Source organism: Arthrobacter oryzae, from assembly GCF_030812315.1.
GTDB classification, from domain to species: Bacteria; Actinomycetota; Actinomycetes; order Actinomycetales; family Micrococcaceae; genus Arthrobacter; species Arthrobacter oryzae_B.
Genome location: NZ_JAUSSM010000007.1, coordinates 179,359 through 195,218, shown reverse-complemented (window position 1 = coordinate 195,218; position 15,860 = coordinate 179,359). Strand labels below are relative to the sequence as shown.

The window sequence follows — 15,860 nt, the reverse complement described above, 5'->3', positions numbered from 1 at the left end:
AGCCAACACCAAAAATCTGAGGCCAGGGACCGGCTTCAGCTCACACCTTGAAGTACTTCGCCTCCGGGTGGTGGAACACGAACGCGTCGGTGGACTGTTCGGGGTGCAGCATCAGCTCATCGCTCAGGATCACGCCCATCCGCTCGGGATGCAGCAGTTCCACCACCTTGCGGCGGTCCTCCATGTCCGGGCACGCCGGGTATCCAAGCGAGAACCGCGCACCGCGGTAGTCGAGCTTGAAGTACCCGGCCTTGTCCTTCGGCTCCTCGGCGGCGAAACCCAGCTCCGAGCGGATGCGTGCATGCCAGAACTCCGCGAGCGCCTCGGTGAGCTGCATGACCAGGCCGTTGAGCTCGTAATAGTCGCGGTAGTGGTCGCCTTTGAACAGCTCGGCAGTCACCTGATCCACATTGCCGCCGGCGGTGACCAGTTGCACCGGCAGGACGTCGATCTGTCCCGATTCGCGCGAGCGCACAAAGTCGGCGAGGCACAGGTGCCGGTCGCGGCGCTGGCGCGGGAAGTCGAAACGCAGCCGCTCGGTGCCGAGCGGACCGCCTGATCCGCCGTCGGGGGCGAGCAGGCCCGCGGTGCCGAGGACGCCGTCGCGGTCCTCCCCGTGGTGCAGCACCACCACCTGTTCCCCCTCGGAGACCACCGGGAAGTAGCCGTAGGCGACGGACGCGTCGAGCATTCCCTCGGCGAGGATGCGGTCCATCCAGTACCGCAGGCGCGGCCGGCCCTCGCGTTCCACCAGTTCCTCATACGAGGCACCGTCGTCGCCGCGGCCGGGCTTGAGCCCCCACTGCCCCATGAAGGTGGCGCGCTCGTCGAGGAAAGCACCGAAGTCGTGGAGCGAGACGCCGCGAACGATGCGCGTGCCCCAGAACGGCGGCGACGGCACGCGGTTGTCGGCGGCGACGTCGGAACGCCCGGGCATTGCCTCCGGCTCGGTCACCTTGAACTTCGGGCCTCCTTTATGGATCCGCTTCTTCAGCGCGGGGAGGCCCACCTCTGCGGGGTGGGCGCCGCGGGCCACCTGCACCAGCGGCTCCATGAGGGACAGGCCCTCGAAGGCGTCTTTCGCGTAGCGGACCTCTCCCTCGAACTGTCCCGCCAGGTCCTGCTCGACGTAGGCGCGGGTCAGCGCCGCGCCGCCGAGGATGATCGGCCACCGCTTCGCGAGCCCGCGGGACTGCAGTTCCGCCAGGTTCTCCTTCATCACCACGGTGGACTTCACGAGCAGCCCGGACATGCCGATCACGTCGGCGTTGTGCTCCTCGGCCGCGGCGATGATGTCGGCGATCGGCTGCTTGATACCGAGGTTGATCACCTTGTAGCCGTTGTTGGTGAGGATGATGTCCACCAGGTTCTTGCCGATGTCATGCACATCGCCGCGCACGGTGGCGATCACCATGGTGCCCTTGCCCGAGGAATCCGACTTCTCCATGTGCGGCTCGAGCAGAGCCACCGCGGTCTTCATCACCTCGGCGGACTGCAGCACGAAGGGCAGCTGCATCTCGCCGGCGCCGAAGCGCTCGCCCACTACCTTCATGCCCTCGAGCAGGTAATCGTTGATGATGCCGAGCGGGGTCATTCCCTCGGCGCGGGCCAGGTCCAGATCCTCTTCAAGGCCTTTTCCTTCGCCGTCGATGATGCGCCGCTCCAGGCGCTGGCCGGTGGGCAGCGCCGCGAGTTCCGCGGCGCGCTGGTCCTTCAGCGCTGCGGTGTCGACGCCGGCAAACAGGTCCAGCATGCTGGCCAGCGGGTCGTACGTCAGGTTGCCGTCGGCGTCGTATTCGCGGCGGTCCCAGACGAGGTCCAGGGCCACCTTGCGCTGTTCCTCAGGAAGTGAAGCGAGCGGCACGATTTTGGCCGCGTCGATGATGCCGCTGGTCAGGCCGGCCTGCACAGCCTCGTGCAGGAACACCGAGTTCAGGGCCATGCGCGCTGCCGGGTTCAGGCCGAAGGACACGTTGGAGACGCCGAGGGTGGTGTTGATGCCGGGGTACTTCGCGGTGATCTGGCGGATGGCCTCGATGGTTTCGATGGCGTCCCTGCGGGTTTCTTCCTGGCCGGTGGCGATGGGGAAGGTGAGGGCGTCGACGATGATGTCTTCGACGCGCATCCCCCATTCGCCCACCAGGGCGTCGACGAGGCGCGAGGCGATGGCCACCTTGCCCTCGGTGGTGCGCGCCTGGCCGTGTTCGTCGATGGTCAGGGCGATCACGGCGGTGCCGTGTTCCTTCACGAGCGGCATGATGCGCGCGAAGCGGCTGTCCGGGCCGTCGCCGTCCTCATAGTTGACCGAGTTGACCACCGGGCGTCCGCCGATGTGTTCGAGCCCGGCCTGAAGTACGGCCGGTTCCGTGGAGTCCATGACGAGCGGGAGCGTGGACGCCGACGCGAAGCGTGAGACGATCTCCTTCATGTCGGCCACGCCGTTGCGCCCCACGTAGTCGATGCACACGTCGAGCAGGTGCGCACCCACGCGGACCTGCTCGCGGGCGATGTCGACGCAGTCGTCCCAACGCTCGTCGAGCATTGCCTGGCGGAACGCCTTCGAACCGTTCGCGTTGGTGCGCTCGCCAATGGCGAGGTACGCAGACTCCTGGTCGAAATTCACGTGATGGTAGAGGGAGGCGATGCCTGCTTCACGCTCGGTGGGAACGCGGCTGCCGTCGGCGCCCCTCCCGCCGCTGGTGACGGCGGTGACGGTGCGGAGGGGCGCAAGTCGCTCGACGACGGCGGCCATGTGCTCCGGCGTCGTACCGCAACATCCGCCCACGAGGCCGAGTCCGAATTCGCGCACGAACTGCTCGTGCGCGGTGGCGAGTTCGGTGGGTGAGAGCGGGTAGTGCGCGCCGTTGGGACCAAGGACGGGCAGGCCGGCGTTGGGCATGCAGGCGATGGCCACGGAGGACTGCTTGGCCAGGTGGCGCAGGTGCTCGCTCATCTCATCCGGGCCGGTGGCACAGTTCAGGCCGATGGCGTCGACGCCGAGCGGCTCGAGGGCGGTGAGCGCGGCGCCGATCTCGGAGCCCATCAGCATGGTTCCGGTGGTCTCGACGGTCACCTCGACGAAGATGGGGAGCCGGATGCCGCGGGTTACGATGGCCTGCTTGCAGCCGTTGACCGCGGCTTTGGTCTGCAGGAGGTCCTGGCTGGTCTCGATGAGGAAGGCGTCCGCTCCCCCGTCAATGAGGCCCTCGGCCTGCAGGGCGAAGGTCTGCTTGAGGTAGTCGTAGGTGGTGTGGCCGAGGCTGGGGAGCTTGGTGCCCGGTCCCATCGAGCCCAGGACCCACCGCATGCGGCCGTCTGTTTTTTCCGCTGCTTCTGCTCGCTCGCGGGCGATCTCGGCACCCTTCCGGGCGAGCTCTTCGATCCGGTCGTCGATGCCGTAGTCGGAGAGGTTTGACCAGTTGGCGCCAAAGGTGTTGGTTTCGACCGCATCGATGCCGGTTGCGAAGTAGGCGTCGTGGATGTCCGCGAGGACGTCCGGCCGTGTGGCGTTGAGGATCTCGTTGCAGCCTTCCAGCCCGAGGAAGTCGTCCTCGAGGGACAGCTCCCGGCCCTGCAGCATGGTGCCCATCGCCCCATCGGCAATGACGACCCGATGGTTCACTGCATCCAGCAGCTCCTGCGAGCGGACGGGGCGGGGCACGGACTCAATATCAAGCGCAAAACGAGGCATATGAACAGCCTACGGGCGGGGCCCGAACATTGGGCTGTGTTTCCGTGTACTACGCCGGGGGTGGTGGGCATCAAGATCGAATCGGCTACTGCTAGTTCCAATCCCACAAGGCACAACTACGTGATCGAGAGGTAGCTGGCCACCTACCGCCGAGTGCCTGTGCCGAGACAGATGAACGCACATTGGTGCGCCTGACTTGCCGCAGCAACACAACGTTCTAGGCGGGACCAAATGCGGGGCATGGTCTATGCAGGAGCAACGCATCATATGCGAGGAAGGTTTACGCGGATACACCGCATGAGCGCGTTATGGACTCCGCGGATCGTTCTTCGATTGGGTTATGCAAACGCACAAGGGCGGCTAGTAACAGGAACCGAAAGGAGCCCCGGAACGTGTCCCTGACGTCCGACTGCGATGGCTTCGTCGTTCAGCCAGGAGGTTCAGTACTGTTCATCGCAAGAACATTGCGGATGGCAAAATCGCGACGTTGTGCCTCCGTCAGGTTCCTGTAAGACAGGTCTGATACGGCGTAATCCGGCACTCCGGCGACGAGGGAAATCTCGGCCAGCACTGAGCCACCCAGAACCTCTCCAACCGCAAATCGAAACTCTTGTTCTCGGAAGACCACATCGTAGGTGATGTCAGTTCCTACCCACTCGTTGAAGGATACATACGACGCGGCAGCATCGATAAGCGTTTCTCCGTCGATTATGCGTTCCGCTAGGAATCCTTTATGGTCCTGGATCTCAACGATCCAAACGCAGAACGATGTCATAAGAACTAGCTCAGGCCTAGCGAGCGTCGACGCCAACGACTCATCGTGCACTTCACTGATCCAATGCCGGGCGACATCCGCATACAGATTCTTGATTTGCGCGTGATCGTGAGCTCCCGATCGCTTAAGTACATATGCGCTGGAGGTAAGAAACTGGTAGTCAAAGCGTTCGATTACTTCCTTAGCCGACATAAGTTTTGTCTCAAGTGCAAGAAATATCTCTTTAGTTAACCAGCGCTCGGCCGCTGATATGCGGAATGGATGCTGCTTTCCCACCGGCTTGAGTCCTGCGCACATTTTCTCCACGTAGTCGAGGATTGCTGGAGAGGTTTTGAGACTGGCGTTCCTCAGGTTGCTGGCGACTTCTAGCGCGAGTGCTGAGCGTTCCTCGTCGTGCCCGAGGATGATCGTCGTCAAGACTTCAATATCTGGACTATTAAAGATTCCATCCGAGAGTTCTTGCAGAGCACACTGCGTTTTTCGTTCGCTCACATCATCATCGGCAAGGCCGACTTGGAAATAGCGGTCGAAGTATCGAGCTTTCTGCATTCGGCCTTGTCGGCCGGCAAGCATCCCCACAACGCTCATTGGATCGAATAGGTAGCTGATTGCTTCCTGAACTGGCTTGGCATGTCCCCGCGCTACCAGAGACTCGATGTCATTCATCCTTGTCTGCTGCGTCTCCGCGGAATCACTTTCTCGCCACGACAGGTAATCACCCGAATTCAAGCGAATGTCATCCCAAACCTTGTGATGCGCAATGCGCAGCCAGGTAAGGGCCGTGAAATCGAATGCGTCCACTTCTGCACTAGCAATCAATCCAGAAAGACTAATCATTTGCTCCCGCAGGCGCTCTGCTGCTCGTGGAGTCTCCAGCCCGGCAGCAAGGATCCGGACAAGCTCCTCGCGATGCTCTATGTGAAGTCCACCTACGGTTTCGTCGGCTGGACTGACGGCGTCCAGAATCTGCCTGCTCCAACGACGGCGGACCACCATGGGTGCTGGCGGGACTTCAAACGGGTATTGAACAATCTTTTCCATGAACTCAGCGCTTTCGCGGTTCTCACCCGCTGTACCAAGTGCGGACTCAATCGTTGCCTGGTCATAGGCCATGAGGTAATGCACATTCGCGAATCTCCCGAGAAGCCTCACTACGCGCAGTAGTGACCGCAGCTCGTCGCCGTCGAGCCGGTCCACGTCGTCGACAATCACAAGTACCCGATGGTGTTGCTCTGCGATCTCGTCGCTAAGTTTCCCGAACTCCGAGTGCCACGCCGGCTTTTTTGTCAGAGCAGAAATGGCTTCGGTGGTGACGGAGGAAACTGCGTCGCCTACTACAGGAATCATCTTTAGCATAGGGGTGCCGAAGCGCGAGTACGCCGCGAGCCTATCTTTCAAGGATAGTGATTTCGGGAAAGCTTCGGACAAGGCGGACACGAACTCTGCCGTAATCGAGCTGACATCGGCAACGGACCACGGACTGAACCAGACACTCTTCCAGTCGTCCAGCTGACCGACTATCTCTTTCAATAGCGTGGTCTTGCCACTCCCCCACGGGCCGACAAGACCGAAAACAGTCGAGCCTTGGCCGTCGATACATGAATCAATGCGCGCGGCGACCGCGAGAGCAAATTCTGCACGCCCCGCAATGTCAGTTTTTGACAGTGATTCGTCACTCCAGGGCGGCAGGGGAGCCGTTGTTTCAGTCATGGCACAAAGTCAACCACCCAGTGCCCGCCTCTCCGTGCATTTTGGACTGTCTCAGGTGCAAAAGAGCACTAGCACGTCGAGGGGGCTGCGCGCCTGCCGCTTGCCATGCATCAGAACGAGTGCCGGTTGTGTGTGTGGCTGCTAGAGCGAGCACAACAGTGCCAAATCTGCCGCTACCCGTCCATAAACCTCCGCCACAGGAGCCGGGAGCTGCGCCTCGCACAGCCGCGCGTAGGCGCCGCCCGCCGCCAACAACGAAGCATGAGTCGCCTGCTCCACCATCTCGCCGGCTGCCATCGCCAGGATGAGGTCGGCGTCCCGGATGGTGGCCAGGCGGTGCGCGCTGACAAAAGAAGTCCGGTCGGCGTCGCAATCGCCACCGTCCGGCCCCGGCTCCCCCTCCAGCGACAATGACGAAATCAGCGGCTTGTCCGGCGCTTGGTGAGTCCGACAACGTCGTGCTAGGACGCGGTGGAGACTGCGCCCGGATGGCTGGGGCAAAACCTGGTCAGCAGGAGTCAAGCCGGGGGAGTCCATTTGTGACTTGCGTCCTCCCAAACTGTTACCGACTTTCGATTGCCCTCAGGGGCCGAGATAGGTGAGTTTTGGAAGAAGGATGTCAGGGCCTGATCTAGTGACTCCACTGCGCGCTGTGCCACCGCCTCATCGTTCGTCGTAACGACGGCATTGAGCGAACAATCACCGTCGACAATCGAGATATTGACAGCAGTCAACGCTTTTTTGTCCCCGCCGCTAGGTGTCCTGCGCCGACCGAAAACTTTCTTTATCGCATCCCAGACTGCGCTGGAGCCTATCGAAAGCAGAAACGGATATGCCACCTCGATGAAGATCTGAGGGTCAGGCACAAAGCTGAATTGATGGGCCCGCTCAGCTCGAATCAGCTCCCCACCAACGCCTCTGATAATAAGTTGCTCCTCTGCCTCAATGAGAGCACCATCGTCAAACCAGGCATGGTCAGCACTGATTCGCATTCTCGCACCTTCGTTGCTCGCCTCGTTCTTGTCACGCGCGAGGGGAGCCATAATTGTTGCCGAACCCCAAGACGCGACTCAAGCCAGCGTCGGTCGTTCTCATGAATTTCGACTCGGAACCTGAGTTCGTCAACGCCGTAACGGCGGCTCTCCACGAACGCTTCGAAACCTCGCATTCGGATCGGCTTGGAAAGGTTATGATCCACATGAAATGGAACACCGTTTGTGTTTACTTGCTTCGCGGGGCGTCCTCTGGTGCATCCCACAGGCAACCAAGCCGACCGCAACGCAGTGAGCGGAACCTTCTTTCGCGAGGCCTCCGAGCTAGGGTACTCGGGCCGGAGTCAGAAGAACGCTAGACCCATAATCCACGCGTTCAACCCGACTCGCCCGATGTTTTGCCCTCACCACTGCCGACTAATCGAACACAATATGAGCTTCCTTCGTCCGGCTGAAGTCGTTCCTGGACACCGCCGGTAGCCTTTTAGTATCGGTTTTTCCGAGGCATTGAGACGGCGATGCTAAACCCCGCTACTCTTTTGGTGGTTCACCGACTAGGTGGGCGTCCGAACGTCATTGGGGAGACATGAGTACCAGACCTAAAAACAATGCTTCAAAATGGGACCGGAGAGTCTTGGCAGGTTGGCTAGCAGCGGTGGCGCTCGTAATTCTCTTAGTGGACGGCTACTGGATAATACAGGCCGGCGTCACAGCTGCAACCGCAGTTGGAGCCTTGCTTGCCGGTCTCGGGGCAATCGCACTCCTGATCTGCGCCATCGAAGGCGTGAAGAACAAGCAAAAGTTGCAACACCAACTTTTCACAGCTGGGACTGTCTTCACGGCCCTTGGCTGCGTGGTGCTTGCCGGGGCCGCCGTAATGGCCGTAGTGGCGGAAACGGGAGCAACAGGCGCATCGTAACCTCGGAGGTCTGAAGCTCACGTTTAGACAGAAGGGCTGGACGTCGAAGTGCACTTCTACGTCCAGCCCTTCTGTCTGGCGTCGTCGTGACACCGGCTAAGCTTCGCGGACCAGTTCGTTCAAGCTCACATGCCAAGTTGATTTGTCCGAAAAAATGACGTTTCCGTCTTCAACATTAAGTTCAAGGTCCGGCACAGATGAAAGCAATGCATCGTAGAGTCTCCTGCTTCCTTCTAGAAGTTCCCAAGCAATATGAACATCTCGCTTCCATGGTTCCGGGTCGCCAGCCGCCGGCGGTTGCAGCTGGTGTATTCCTTTCGCCGCTGGAAAGATCGATAATGCTACCGCCACGTCGGGATCGAAAAAGTCAGCAGCTGCCTCTAAGCCATCCAGGGACAATTGAATACCGCTAATAGCTACGCCGAGTAGTTGACGTCTCTCCTGGGCAACAGTCGGGGTTTTCTCATAAATTGAGCGGACATATTTCTCTATACTCGACCGGTCCCATGCATCCAGGCTGCGTTCTGTCGCCCCCAGTAACTGAGCGGCACCGCGATACCAGGCGAGCATAAGAGGCCCACTTTGGACGAGAAACTGGAGAGCCAGTCGGTGCCGTACATAAGCGAGACGCCTGCGGCGCTGCGCCGGAATCTCGATGAGTATCCAGTTGAACAAAACGGCGCCGATCAGCGCGTAGGCCAGATTGCGTACGACCTCGCCGATTGCATGACCGGGGAAGAAAAATTCCGGCCACTGCTGGCACACCTCGATCGTCAGGGCAATCACCCCGAGTACGACGATGGTCCAAACCGGCCGGAGCAAAGCTCGTTGAAGCCACAATGCCTTTTTGTTGGACGCTAACGGCAACTCTGAGGGGCGACCTGTCATGCTTTTCCTTTTCGAGTACGCCGCAGGGGCGGAATGTCGTCGTCGGATCTCAAGGGGCGAGGCAAGAGTCTACGGTCGGTGTAGTTGGCCCTACGAATCGTACGATGCTTGCGGCAACTCGGAGGGTAGGATTAGATCTCCTCGTCGACGAAACAGTCTGTGAACCTCGGTCGTGTCGGGGCGAGCGTCGACGCCACGACTCCTGTTCGCTGGAAATATGCGCATAGCGCTCGCTTGAGACGGGCCGATCACAACAGGGGAACTCAGCTCGTGACGTCGATAGGTGAGTTTCCCTGTCGCGAGCTCGAATCGCCCGCGCCCGCCCCAACATTAGTGATTCGCACTGCGGGAATGACAGTTAGCATGCGGTGCAGCCGAGAACCCTTGTTCTAAGTGACTTCATAGCCGGTCTAATCGTTATGGTTCGGCTGGTTACTGATCATGGACTCTTAGTCCAGAAAAGTGCTTCCCCGTGTCTCGTCAGTAGCCACTGAGGTGAAACACCGCGGGGGAACGCCTGAAATGTATGACTCGGGAATTGACGTTGCCTTAGACCTCCGCCACCGGAGCCGCGAACTGGGCCTCGTACAGACGCGCATAAGCCCCACCCGCCTCCAACAAGGAAGCGTGCGTCCCCTGCTCCACGATCTGCCCTGCCTCCATCACCAGGATTAGGTCGGCGTCACGGATGGTGGATAAGCGGTGCGCAATGACAAAGGAAGTACGGTCACTCCGCAGGGCACTCATCGCCTTCTGCACCAGCACCTCGGTGCGGGTATCCACGGAAGAAGTCGCCTCATCCAGAATCAACACCGACGGCCGTGCCAGGAACGCCCGGGCGATCGTCAGCAGCTGCTTCTCGCCGGCGGACACGTTGGAGCCCTCGTCCTCGAGCACGGTGTCGTAGCCCTCCGGCAGTGAGTGCACGAACCGGTCCACGTACGTCGCCCGCGCCGCCTCCAGGATCTCGTCCTCAGAAGCCGACGGCCGGCCATACGCGATGTTGTCCCGGATCGAGCCGCCGAACAGCCACGTATCCTGCAGCACCATGCCCAGCCGCGAGCGCAGCTCGTACCGCGTCATGGCGGTGACGTCCACGCCGTCGAGCGTTATCCGGCCCGCATCAATCTCGTAGAAGCGCATCATCAGGTTCACCAGCGTCGTCTTGCCGGCCCCCGTCGGCCCGACGATCGCCACCGTCTGACCCGGCTCCGCCACCAGGCTCAGGTCCGAGATCAGCGGCTTGTCCGGCGAGTAGGAGAACGAGACGTTCTCGAACACCAGCCGCCCCCGCCCGCCGTCCGGCGAAGAGCCAGGGGAAGGATCCGGCGACTGCTCGTCCTCATCCAACAACGAGAACACCCGCTCCGCCGACGCCACCCCGGACTGCAGCAGGTTGGCCATCGACCCCAGCTGCGCCAGCGGCATGGTGAACTGCCGCGAGTACTGGATGAACGCCTGCACGTCGCCCAGCTGCATGGCCCCCGTCGCCACCTGCAGGCCGCCCACCACCGCGATCCCCACGTACACCAGGTTCCCGATGAACGTCATGGCCGGCATGATCAGCCCGGAAATGAACTGTGCGCCGAAGCTCGCGTCATACAATTCCACGTTCTTCTGCCGGAACCGCTCCTCCACCTCGCGCTGCCGGCCGAACACCTTCACCAGCGCATGCCCGGTGTACGTCTCCTCGATCTGCCCGTTCAGCTCCCCCGTGTGCTTCCACTGCGCCACGAACAGCTTCTGCGAGCGCTTGGCGATCAGCGCCGTGATGCCCAGCGTCAGCGGCACGGTCACCAGCGCGATCAGCGCCAGCGTGGGCGAGAGGATCACCATCATCACCAGCACGCCCACCACTGTCAGCACCGACGTGACAGCCTGGCTGATGGACTGCTGCAGGCTCTGGGAGATGTTGTCGACGTCGTTCGTCACCCGGCTCAGCAGCTCACCGCGCTGGATGGAATCGAAGTACCGCAGCGGCAGCCGGTTGATCTTCGCCTCGATGTCCTCGCGCAGCCCGAACACCGTCCGCTGCACCACCCCGTTCAGCACATACGCCTGCACCCACATAAACGCCGACGCCAGCACGTACAGCACCAGCGCCCACAGCAGCACGCCGGACAGCGCCGTGAAGTCGATCCCCTCGCCCGGCGTCAGCGCCATGGGGGTCAGCATGTCCGCCTGCTGGTTCTGCCCTGACGCCCGCAGCTGCGCAATCACGTCCGCCTTGCTCGACCCGGCGGGCAGCTCCCGTGATACCACGCCAGCGAAAATCAGGTTGGTGCCTTCCCCCAGCAGCCGCGGCCCGATCACCGAGAGCGCCACGCTGGCGATGCCCATGACCAGCACCAGCAGCAGCCACGCCCGCTCCGGCCGCAGCGTGCCCAGCAGCCGTTTCGCCGACGGCCCGAAGTTCATCGCCTTCTCCGCCGGGATGTTCATCCCGCCGAACGGTCCGCCCTGGCCAGGTCCACGCCCCGGGCGGGGAATGCGTACGACGTCGGCAGTCCCGGTTTTCGAGCCGGGTGCGGTTCCGCCGGGGGCAGCAGCGTTGGAAGAAGCAGCGCCCGGCGCCGGCCGGTTGCGGGTGCTCATACCGTCTCCTCCGCTGCCAGCTGGGACGACACGATCTCCCGGTATGTCTCCGATGTCTCCAGCAGCTCGGCGTGCGTTCCGCGCCCCACGATCCTGCCGTCGTCGAGCACTAATATCTGGTCCGCGTCCGCGATGCTGGAGACCCGCTGGGCGATGATCACCAGCGTGGCGCCGGCGGTGCTGCGCTTGAGGGCTTGGCGCAGCCGGGCATCGGTGCCGGTGTCCAGCGAGGAGAACGAGTCGTCAAAGATGTACAGCTCGGGACGTTTCACGAGGGCCCGGGCGATGGCCAGCCGCTGCCGCTGCCCGCCGGAGACGTTGATGCCGCCCTGGGAAATGGGCGCATCCAGCCCGCCCTCCATGTCCTCCACGAAGTCGCGCGCCTGCGCGATGCCCAGGGCGTCCCAGAGCTCCTCCTCGGTGGCGTCCGGCTTGCCGTAGAGCAGGTTGCTGCGGACGGTCCCGCTGAACAGGTAGGGCCGCTGCGGCACCAGCCCGATGTGGCCCCAGAGCAGGTCCGGGTGCAGCTCGCGCACGTCCACGCCGTCGATCCGCACGGAGCCGGTGGTGGCGTCGAACAGCCGCGGCATGAGGTTCACCAGGGTGGTCTTGCCCGCGCCGGTGCTGCCGATGATCGCCGTCGTCTCCCCCGCCCTGGCCGTGAAGCTGATCCCGGAGAGGACGGGCTGGTCGGCACCCGGGTAGGCGAACCCGGCGTCGAGCATTTCCAGTTCGCCGCGTCGGACCGCGCTGCTCACCGGGCTGGCCGGCGGCCGGACACTGGACTCGGTGCGCAGCACCTCGCCGATCCGGTCGGCCGAGACGGCGGCCCGCGGGATCATCACGGCCATGAACGTGGCCATCATGACGGACATCAGGATCTGCATCAGGTAGCTGAGGAACGCGATGAGCGTGCCCACCTGCATGGAGCCGTCCTGGATCCGGAACGAGCCGAACCAGATCACTGCCACGCTGGAGACGTTCAGCACCAGCATCACCACCGGGAACGCGAGCGCCATCAGCCGGCCGGCCCGCAGTGCGGTGTCCGTGACGTCCTCGTTGGCGCGGGCGAACCGGGCCGTTTCGATGTCTTCGCGGACGAAGGCGCGCACCACACGGATGCCGGTGAGCTGCTCGCGGAGCACCCGGTTCACGGTGTCGATCCGCTTCTGCATTTTCCGGAACAGCGGCACCATCCGGATGATGATGAGCCCCACGCCGATCAGCAGGGCGGGCACGGCGACGGCGATCAGCCAGGACAGCTGCACGTCCTGCCGGACGGCCATGATCACGCCGCCGATGCTCAGCATGGGCGCGGCCACCATCATGGTGGCCGACATCAGCACCAGCTGCTGCACCTGCTGCACATCGTTGGTGGACCGGGTAATCAGGCTGGGCGCGCCGAACTTCGTGACTTCCTGCTCGGAGAACTCCCCGACGCGGGAGAAGATGGCGCCGCGCAGGTCCCGGCCCACACTCATCGCGGCCTTGGCCCCGAAGTACACGGCGATCACGGCGCAGGCGATCTGCAGCAGCGTGATTCCCAACATCAGGCCGCCCAGGCTGAGGATGACGCCGGTGTCCCCCTTGGCCACGCCCTCATCGATGATGTCCGCATTCAGGGTGGGCAGGTACAGGGAGGCGATGGACTGCGCCAGCTGGAAAATCACGACGGCGAGCAGCAGCCGCCGCTGCGGCCGCAGGTATTCAACGAGCAGTTTCCAGAGCATCCGGACTCCACCTCACGCCGCGAGGGATCCGCCCGGAGCCCGCGCAATCAGATTCGAAGGCCAGTTTACGACCGGAACCTGAGGCTGAGCCGGGTTCCTCTCAGGGCGAAGCGGGGCTCGTGTGATGCTCGTGGCCGGCTGCTGCCTTGCATGTGACAAGACGTCTGCCTGATCGCCGGTTAGGCTGGGCGTTCAGTCGCGTCTGAGGGGGCGCGGGACATGCATGTTGAAGATTGGGGACTTCTTGGGGGAACAGCGTTTGATTCGTGGCGGACCGCCCACAATTCCGTTGGTGGTGAGGGCGTCGACTGCGTTCTGGCTGGCCAATGCAATGTTTTCCGGCATCCTGCCGGTGATCCTCGGACTTGCCGGGGTCGAGTTCGGCCAGTCAGCAGTCGGCTGGGCCATGGCCGCTTTCGCGATCCCGTTCGTGGTGCTGCAGGTGTGGGCTGCTGTCCGTCTTTTGGCCGGCGCCAGATGGGCGCGCATTGTGCTGACCGTTATTGCCGGGCTTTCGGTTTTGATAGCGCCGTTTGATTTCTCGCCGATAGTTATCGTCGGCCTGACGCTGACTCTGGCCGGTGCCGTGCTGATGTGGCTGCCTGCGGCCAATGCCTTCTTCCGGCCGCCGCACGAGACCCCGGTTCCGGGCCCGGACGGCGCCGAGCCTATCGAGGCGGGGGCATGAGAACGTTTCAGGGAAACGCCCTCATCTGGGCACTGAGCGCAGCGCTCTTTGCCCTGGTAGCCGTTTCCGTGGCCTTGTCAGCGGACGGTCAGTGGTATTCGCTGCTTTCTGCCGTCATCCTGCTCGTCGCTGCGGCAGTGTTCGCGGCTAAGGCTGTGCTCGCGGCCCGTTCCTAGCGGTGTTCGTGGACCATGATGGCCGTCGTCCCGGCCTCCAGCGCTTCAAAAATGTGCGGCGCGTCGCCCGGGTAACTGATGTAATCCCCGGCGTGGAGCGTGGCCGGGGACCCGGAGGGACCGACCTTCGCTGAGCCGGCGGTGAGAATAACGTGCTCGATAGTCCCGGGCGTGTGAGGTTCCGATTCCCTGGCCGGCCCTGGTCCGGCGGCCAGCTTGTACAGGTCCCGCCGTGAACCTGCAGGGGCATGCGCCAGAAGGGTGATGGCGTAGTCGGAGTGCTCGGCACGGACTGGGTCGCCCTCATCGGCGCGCATGATCACCACACCCGCCCGCGGCGGATCCACCAGGTCGGTGAAGGACACGTCCAACGCCAGGGCGAGCGCCCACAGGGTTTCAACACTGGGATTTCCGACGCCGGATTCCAGCTGCGACAGCGTGGACTTGGCGATCTGGGCACGGCGGGCGGCTTCGGTCAGCGACAGGCCGGCGGCCTCGCGATGCCGTTTGATGGCCGCCGCAATCGCCTTGAGCGGGGCTTTGCTCTGCTCGGTCACTGTTCGCTCCATCGGTCGATCGTTCGGCTTGACAGTCACCAGTGTACGCGTTCATTGTATTGAACATGGATACGATAAACCGAACAGAGCTGCATTCGCTTCTGCGCTCCGTGGCCGTGGTCTGCCTGGCCGGAGGAATCCTCGGAATCTCCTACGGCGCCCTGGCCATCGGCTACGGCTTGCCCTGGTGGATTCCGGTTCTGCTATCCGTGGCAGTGGTGGCCGGGGCGTCGGAGATGATGTTCGTCGCCATCATCGGAGTCGGCGGCAGCCCATGGCTGGCCGCCGCGGCCGGGCTGCTGGTCAATGCCCGGCACGTACCCTTCGGTTTTCAGGTGGCCCCGGTGATGGGCCACGGCCTCCGCTCCATCCTCGGCGCACACGCCATCAACGATGAGTCCACGTCATTCGCCATCGCCGGAAGCAGCCCGGCCATGCGTCGCCTCGGATTCTGGGCGTGCGGGGTGGGCATTGTCCTGGTCTGGCCACTCGGGACAGCCCTGGGCACCTGGCTCGGCGCCTTCCTCGGCGACCTGGACCGCTGGGGACTCGACGCCGTCTTCCCCGCCATGATCCTCGCCTTGGTCATTCCGAAGGCCCGGGCGGGCGGCGCTGTCCTGACCACCGCGGTGGTGCTGGGCGCGGCAATCACTGTTGCAACGGCGTCGTTCCTTCCCGCCGGACTGCCGGAGCTGCTCTCCCTTGCCGCCGTTGCCTTCGCCCGCCCCTGGCGTCCCGCCACAACCGAATGGGAGCTGAGCTCGTGACTGAACTTCTGGCGGCGATCGCCGTCCTGGCCGTAGGAACCTACGCCTTCCGTGCCACCGGGCCGCTGCTGCGCAAGCGGTGGAAGCCGTCCCCGGCCCTGCAGCGGACGCTGGAGGTGGCGTCCGTGGTGCTGCTGGCGGCGGTTGCCGCCCGGTCCGGCACATTTCACGACGGCGAACTGGCCGGGGGCGCACTGATCGGCGGTGCCGCGGTGGCCGCTGTCCTCAGCTGGATCAAGGCACCGTTCCTGGTGATCGTGGGGGCCGCCGTCGCTGTGACCGCCGGACTCAGGTACGCGGGCCTGGGCTGAGGACGGTCCGTGGACCATTGACAGGCTGGGCAGGGGGCGTACTCTCATGGCACGTTAGGAG

At 63.1% G+C, this 15,860-nt stretch carries 12 protein-coding genes and 1 pseudogene; 5 read left to right on the top strand and 8 right to left on the bottom strand.

Annotated features, from left to right (window positions below; translation table 11 throughout):
* Positions 1-40: 40 nt before the first annotated feature.
* From metH to J2S97_RS15360, 4 genes and pseudogenes are all read right to left on the bottom strand, one after another.
* On the bottom strand, positions 41-3,691 hold the full coding sequence (gene metH, locus J2S97_RS15375) for a methionine synthase (RefSeq protein ID WP_307050814.1): 3,651 nt from the start codon (positions 3,689-3,691) through the stop codon (positions 41-43).
* Between the two features lie 427 nt (positions 3,692-4,118).
* The gene (locus tag J2S97_RS15370) at positions 4,119-6,176 is read right to left on the bottom strand and encodes a KAP family P-loop NTPase fold protein (RefSeq protein ID WP_307050813.1); all 2,058 of its coding nucleotides are present in this window, start codon (positions 6,174-6,176) and stop codon (positions 4,119-4,121) included.
* 141 nt (positions 6,177-6,317) lie between these two features.
* Positions 6,318-6,542 (bottom strand): annotated as a pseudogene (locus J2S97_RS15365) (hypothetical protein); the annotation flags it as partial.
* 152 nt (positions 6,543-6,694) lie between these two features.
* On the bottom strand, positions 6,695-7,168 hold the full coding sequence (locus J2S97_RS15360; protein WP_307050811.1) for a hypothetical protein: 474 nt from the start codon (positions 7,166-7,168) through the stop codon (positions 6,695-6,697).
* A gap of 655 nt (positions 7,169-7,823) precedes the next feature.
* Between J2S97_RS15360 and J2S97_RS15355 the strand changes: the two genes are divergently transcribed.
* Positions 7,824-8,087: a hypothetical protein gene (locus tag J2S97_RS15355; protein WP_307050810.1), complete on the top strand. Its 264-nt coding sequence runs from the start codon at positions 7,824-7,826 to the stop codon at positions 8,085-8,087.
* A 96-nt stretch (positions 8,088-8,183) separates the two neighbouring features.
* On the opposite strand, the gene J2S97_RS15350 is transcribed toward J2S97_RS15355, so the two are convergent.
* The 3 genes from J2S97_RS15350 to J2S97_RS15340 all read right to left on the bottom strand — a co-directional run bounded on the left by J2S97_RS15350 (position 8,184) and on the right by J2S97_RS15340 (position 13,300).
* The gene (locus J2S97_RS15350) at positions 8,184-8,975 is read right to left on the bottom strand and encodes a hypothetical protein (RefSeq protein WP_307050809.1); all 792 of its coding nucleotides are present in this window, start codon (positions 8,973-8,975) and stop codon (positions 8,184-8,186) included.
* Between the two features lie 549 nt (positions 8,976-9,524).
* Positions 9,525-11,570, bottom strand: coding sequence for an ABC transporter ATP-binding protein (locus J2S97_RS15345; protein ID WP_307050808.1), 2,046 nt, complete (start codon positions 11,568-11,570; stop codon positions 9,525-9,527).
* Positions 11,567-13,300, bottom strand: a complete 1,734-nt coding sequence (locus tag J2S97_RS15340) for an ABC transporter ATP-binding protein (protein ID WP_307050807.1) — start codon at positions 13,298-13,300, stop codon at positions 11,567-11,569. Before J2S97_RS15340 ends, J2S97_RS15345 begins: the two co-directional genes overlap by 4 nt.
* A 295-nt stretch (positions 13,301-13,595) precedes the next feature.
* Between J2S97_RS15340 and J2S97_RS15335 the strand changes: the two genes are divergently transcribed.
* The gene (locus J2S97_RS15335; protein ID WP_307050806.1) at positions 13,596-13,988 is read left to right on the top strand and encodes a hypothetical protein; all 393 of its coding nucleotides are present in this window, start codon (positions 13,596-13,598) and stop codon (positions 13,986-13,988) included.
* Positions 13,985-14,164 (top strand): hypothetical protein, encoded by a 180-nt coding sequence (locus tag J2S97_RS15330; RefSeq protein WP_307050805.1) that lies wholly within the window; start codon positions 13,985-13,987, stop codon positions 14,162-14,164. The genes J2S97_RS15335 and J2S97_RS15330 overlap by 4 nt, the downstream gene beginning before the upstream one ends.
* On the opposite strand, the gene J2S97_RS15325 is transcribed toward J2S97_RS15330, so the two are convergent.
* Positions 14,161-14,721: a helix-turn-helix domain-containing protein gene (locus J2S97_RS15325; protein WP_307050804.1), complete on the bottom strand. Its 561-nt coding sequence runs from the start codon at positions 14,719-14,721 to the stop codon at positions 14,161-14,163. The genes J2S97_RS15330 and J2S97_RS15325 overlap by 4 nt on opposite strands.
* Positions 14,722-14,786: 65 nt before the next feature.
* Here J2S97_RS15325 and J2S97_RS15320 point away from each other — a divergent pair, with 65 nt between their 5' ends.
* Positions 14,787-15,488: an AzlC family ABC transporter permease gene (locus J2S97_RS15320; protein ID WP_307050803.1), complete on the top strand. Its 702-nt coding sequence runs from the start codon at positions 14,787-14,789 to the stop codon at positions 15,486-15,488.
* Positions 15,485-15,799, top strand: a complete 315-nt coding sequence (locus J2S97_RS15315; RefSeq protein ID WP_307050802.1) for an AzlD domain-containing protein — start codon at positions 15,485-15,487, stop codon at positions 15,797-15,799. The genes J2S97_RS15320 and J2S97_RS15315 overlap by 4 nt, the downstream gene beginning before the upstream one ends.
* The last annotated feature ends 61 nt before the right edge of the window (positions 15,800-15,860 follow it).

Coding starts and splice junctions, on each gene's coding strand:
- metH (WP_307050814.1), bottom strand. CDS start 3,691: ATGCCTCGTTTTGCGCTTGATATTGAGTCCGTGCCCCGCCCCGTCCGC.
- J2S97_RS15345 (WP_307050808.1), bottom strand. CDS start 11,570: ATGAGCACCCGCAACCGGCCGGCGCCGGGCGCTGCTTCTTCCAACGCT.
- J2S97_RS15370 (WP_307050813.1), bottom strand. CDS start 6,176: ATGACTGAAACAACGGCTCCCCTGCCGCCCTGGAGTGACGAATCACTG.
- J2S97_RS15360 (WP_307050811.1), bottom strand. CDS start 7,168: ATGCGAATCAGTGCTGACCATGCCTGGTTTGACGATGGTGCTCTCATT.
- J2S97_RS15340 (WP_307050807.1), bottom strand. CDS start 13,300: ATGCTCTGGAAACTGCTCGTTGAATACCTGCGGCCGCAGCGGCGGCTG.
- J2S97_RS15350 (WP_307050809.1), bottom strand. CDS start 8,975: ATGACAGGTCGCCCCTCAGAGTTGCCGTTAGCGTCCAACAAAAAGGCA.
- J2S97_RS15320 (WP_307050803.1), top strand. CDS start 14,787: ATGGATACGATAAACCGAACAGAGCTGCATTCGCTTCTGCGCTCCGTG.
- J2S97_RS15330 (WP_307050805.1), top strand. CDS start 13,985: ATGAGAACGTTTCAGGGAAACGCCCTCATCTGGGCACTGAGCGCAGCG.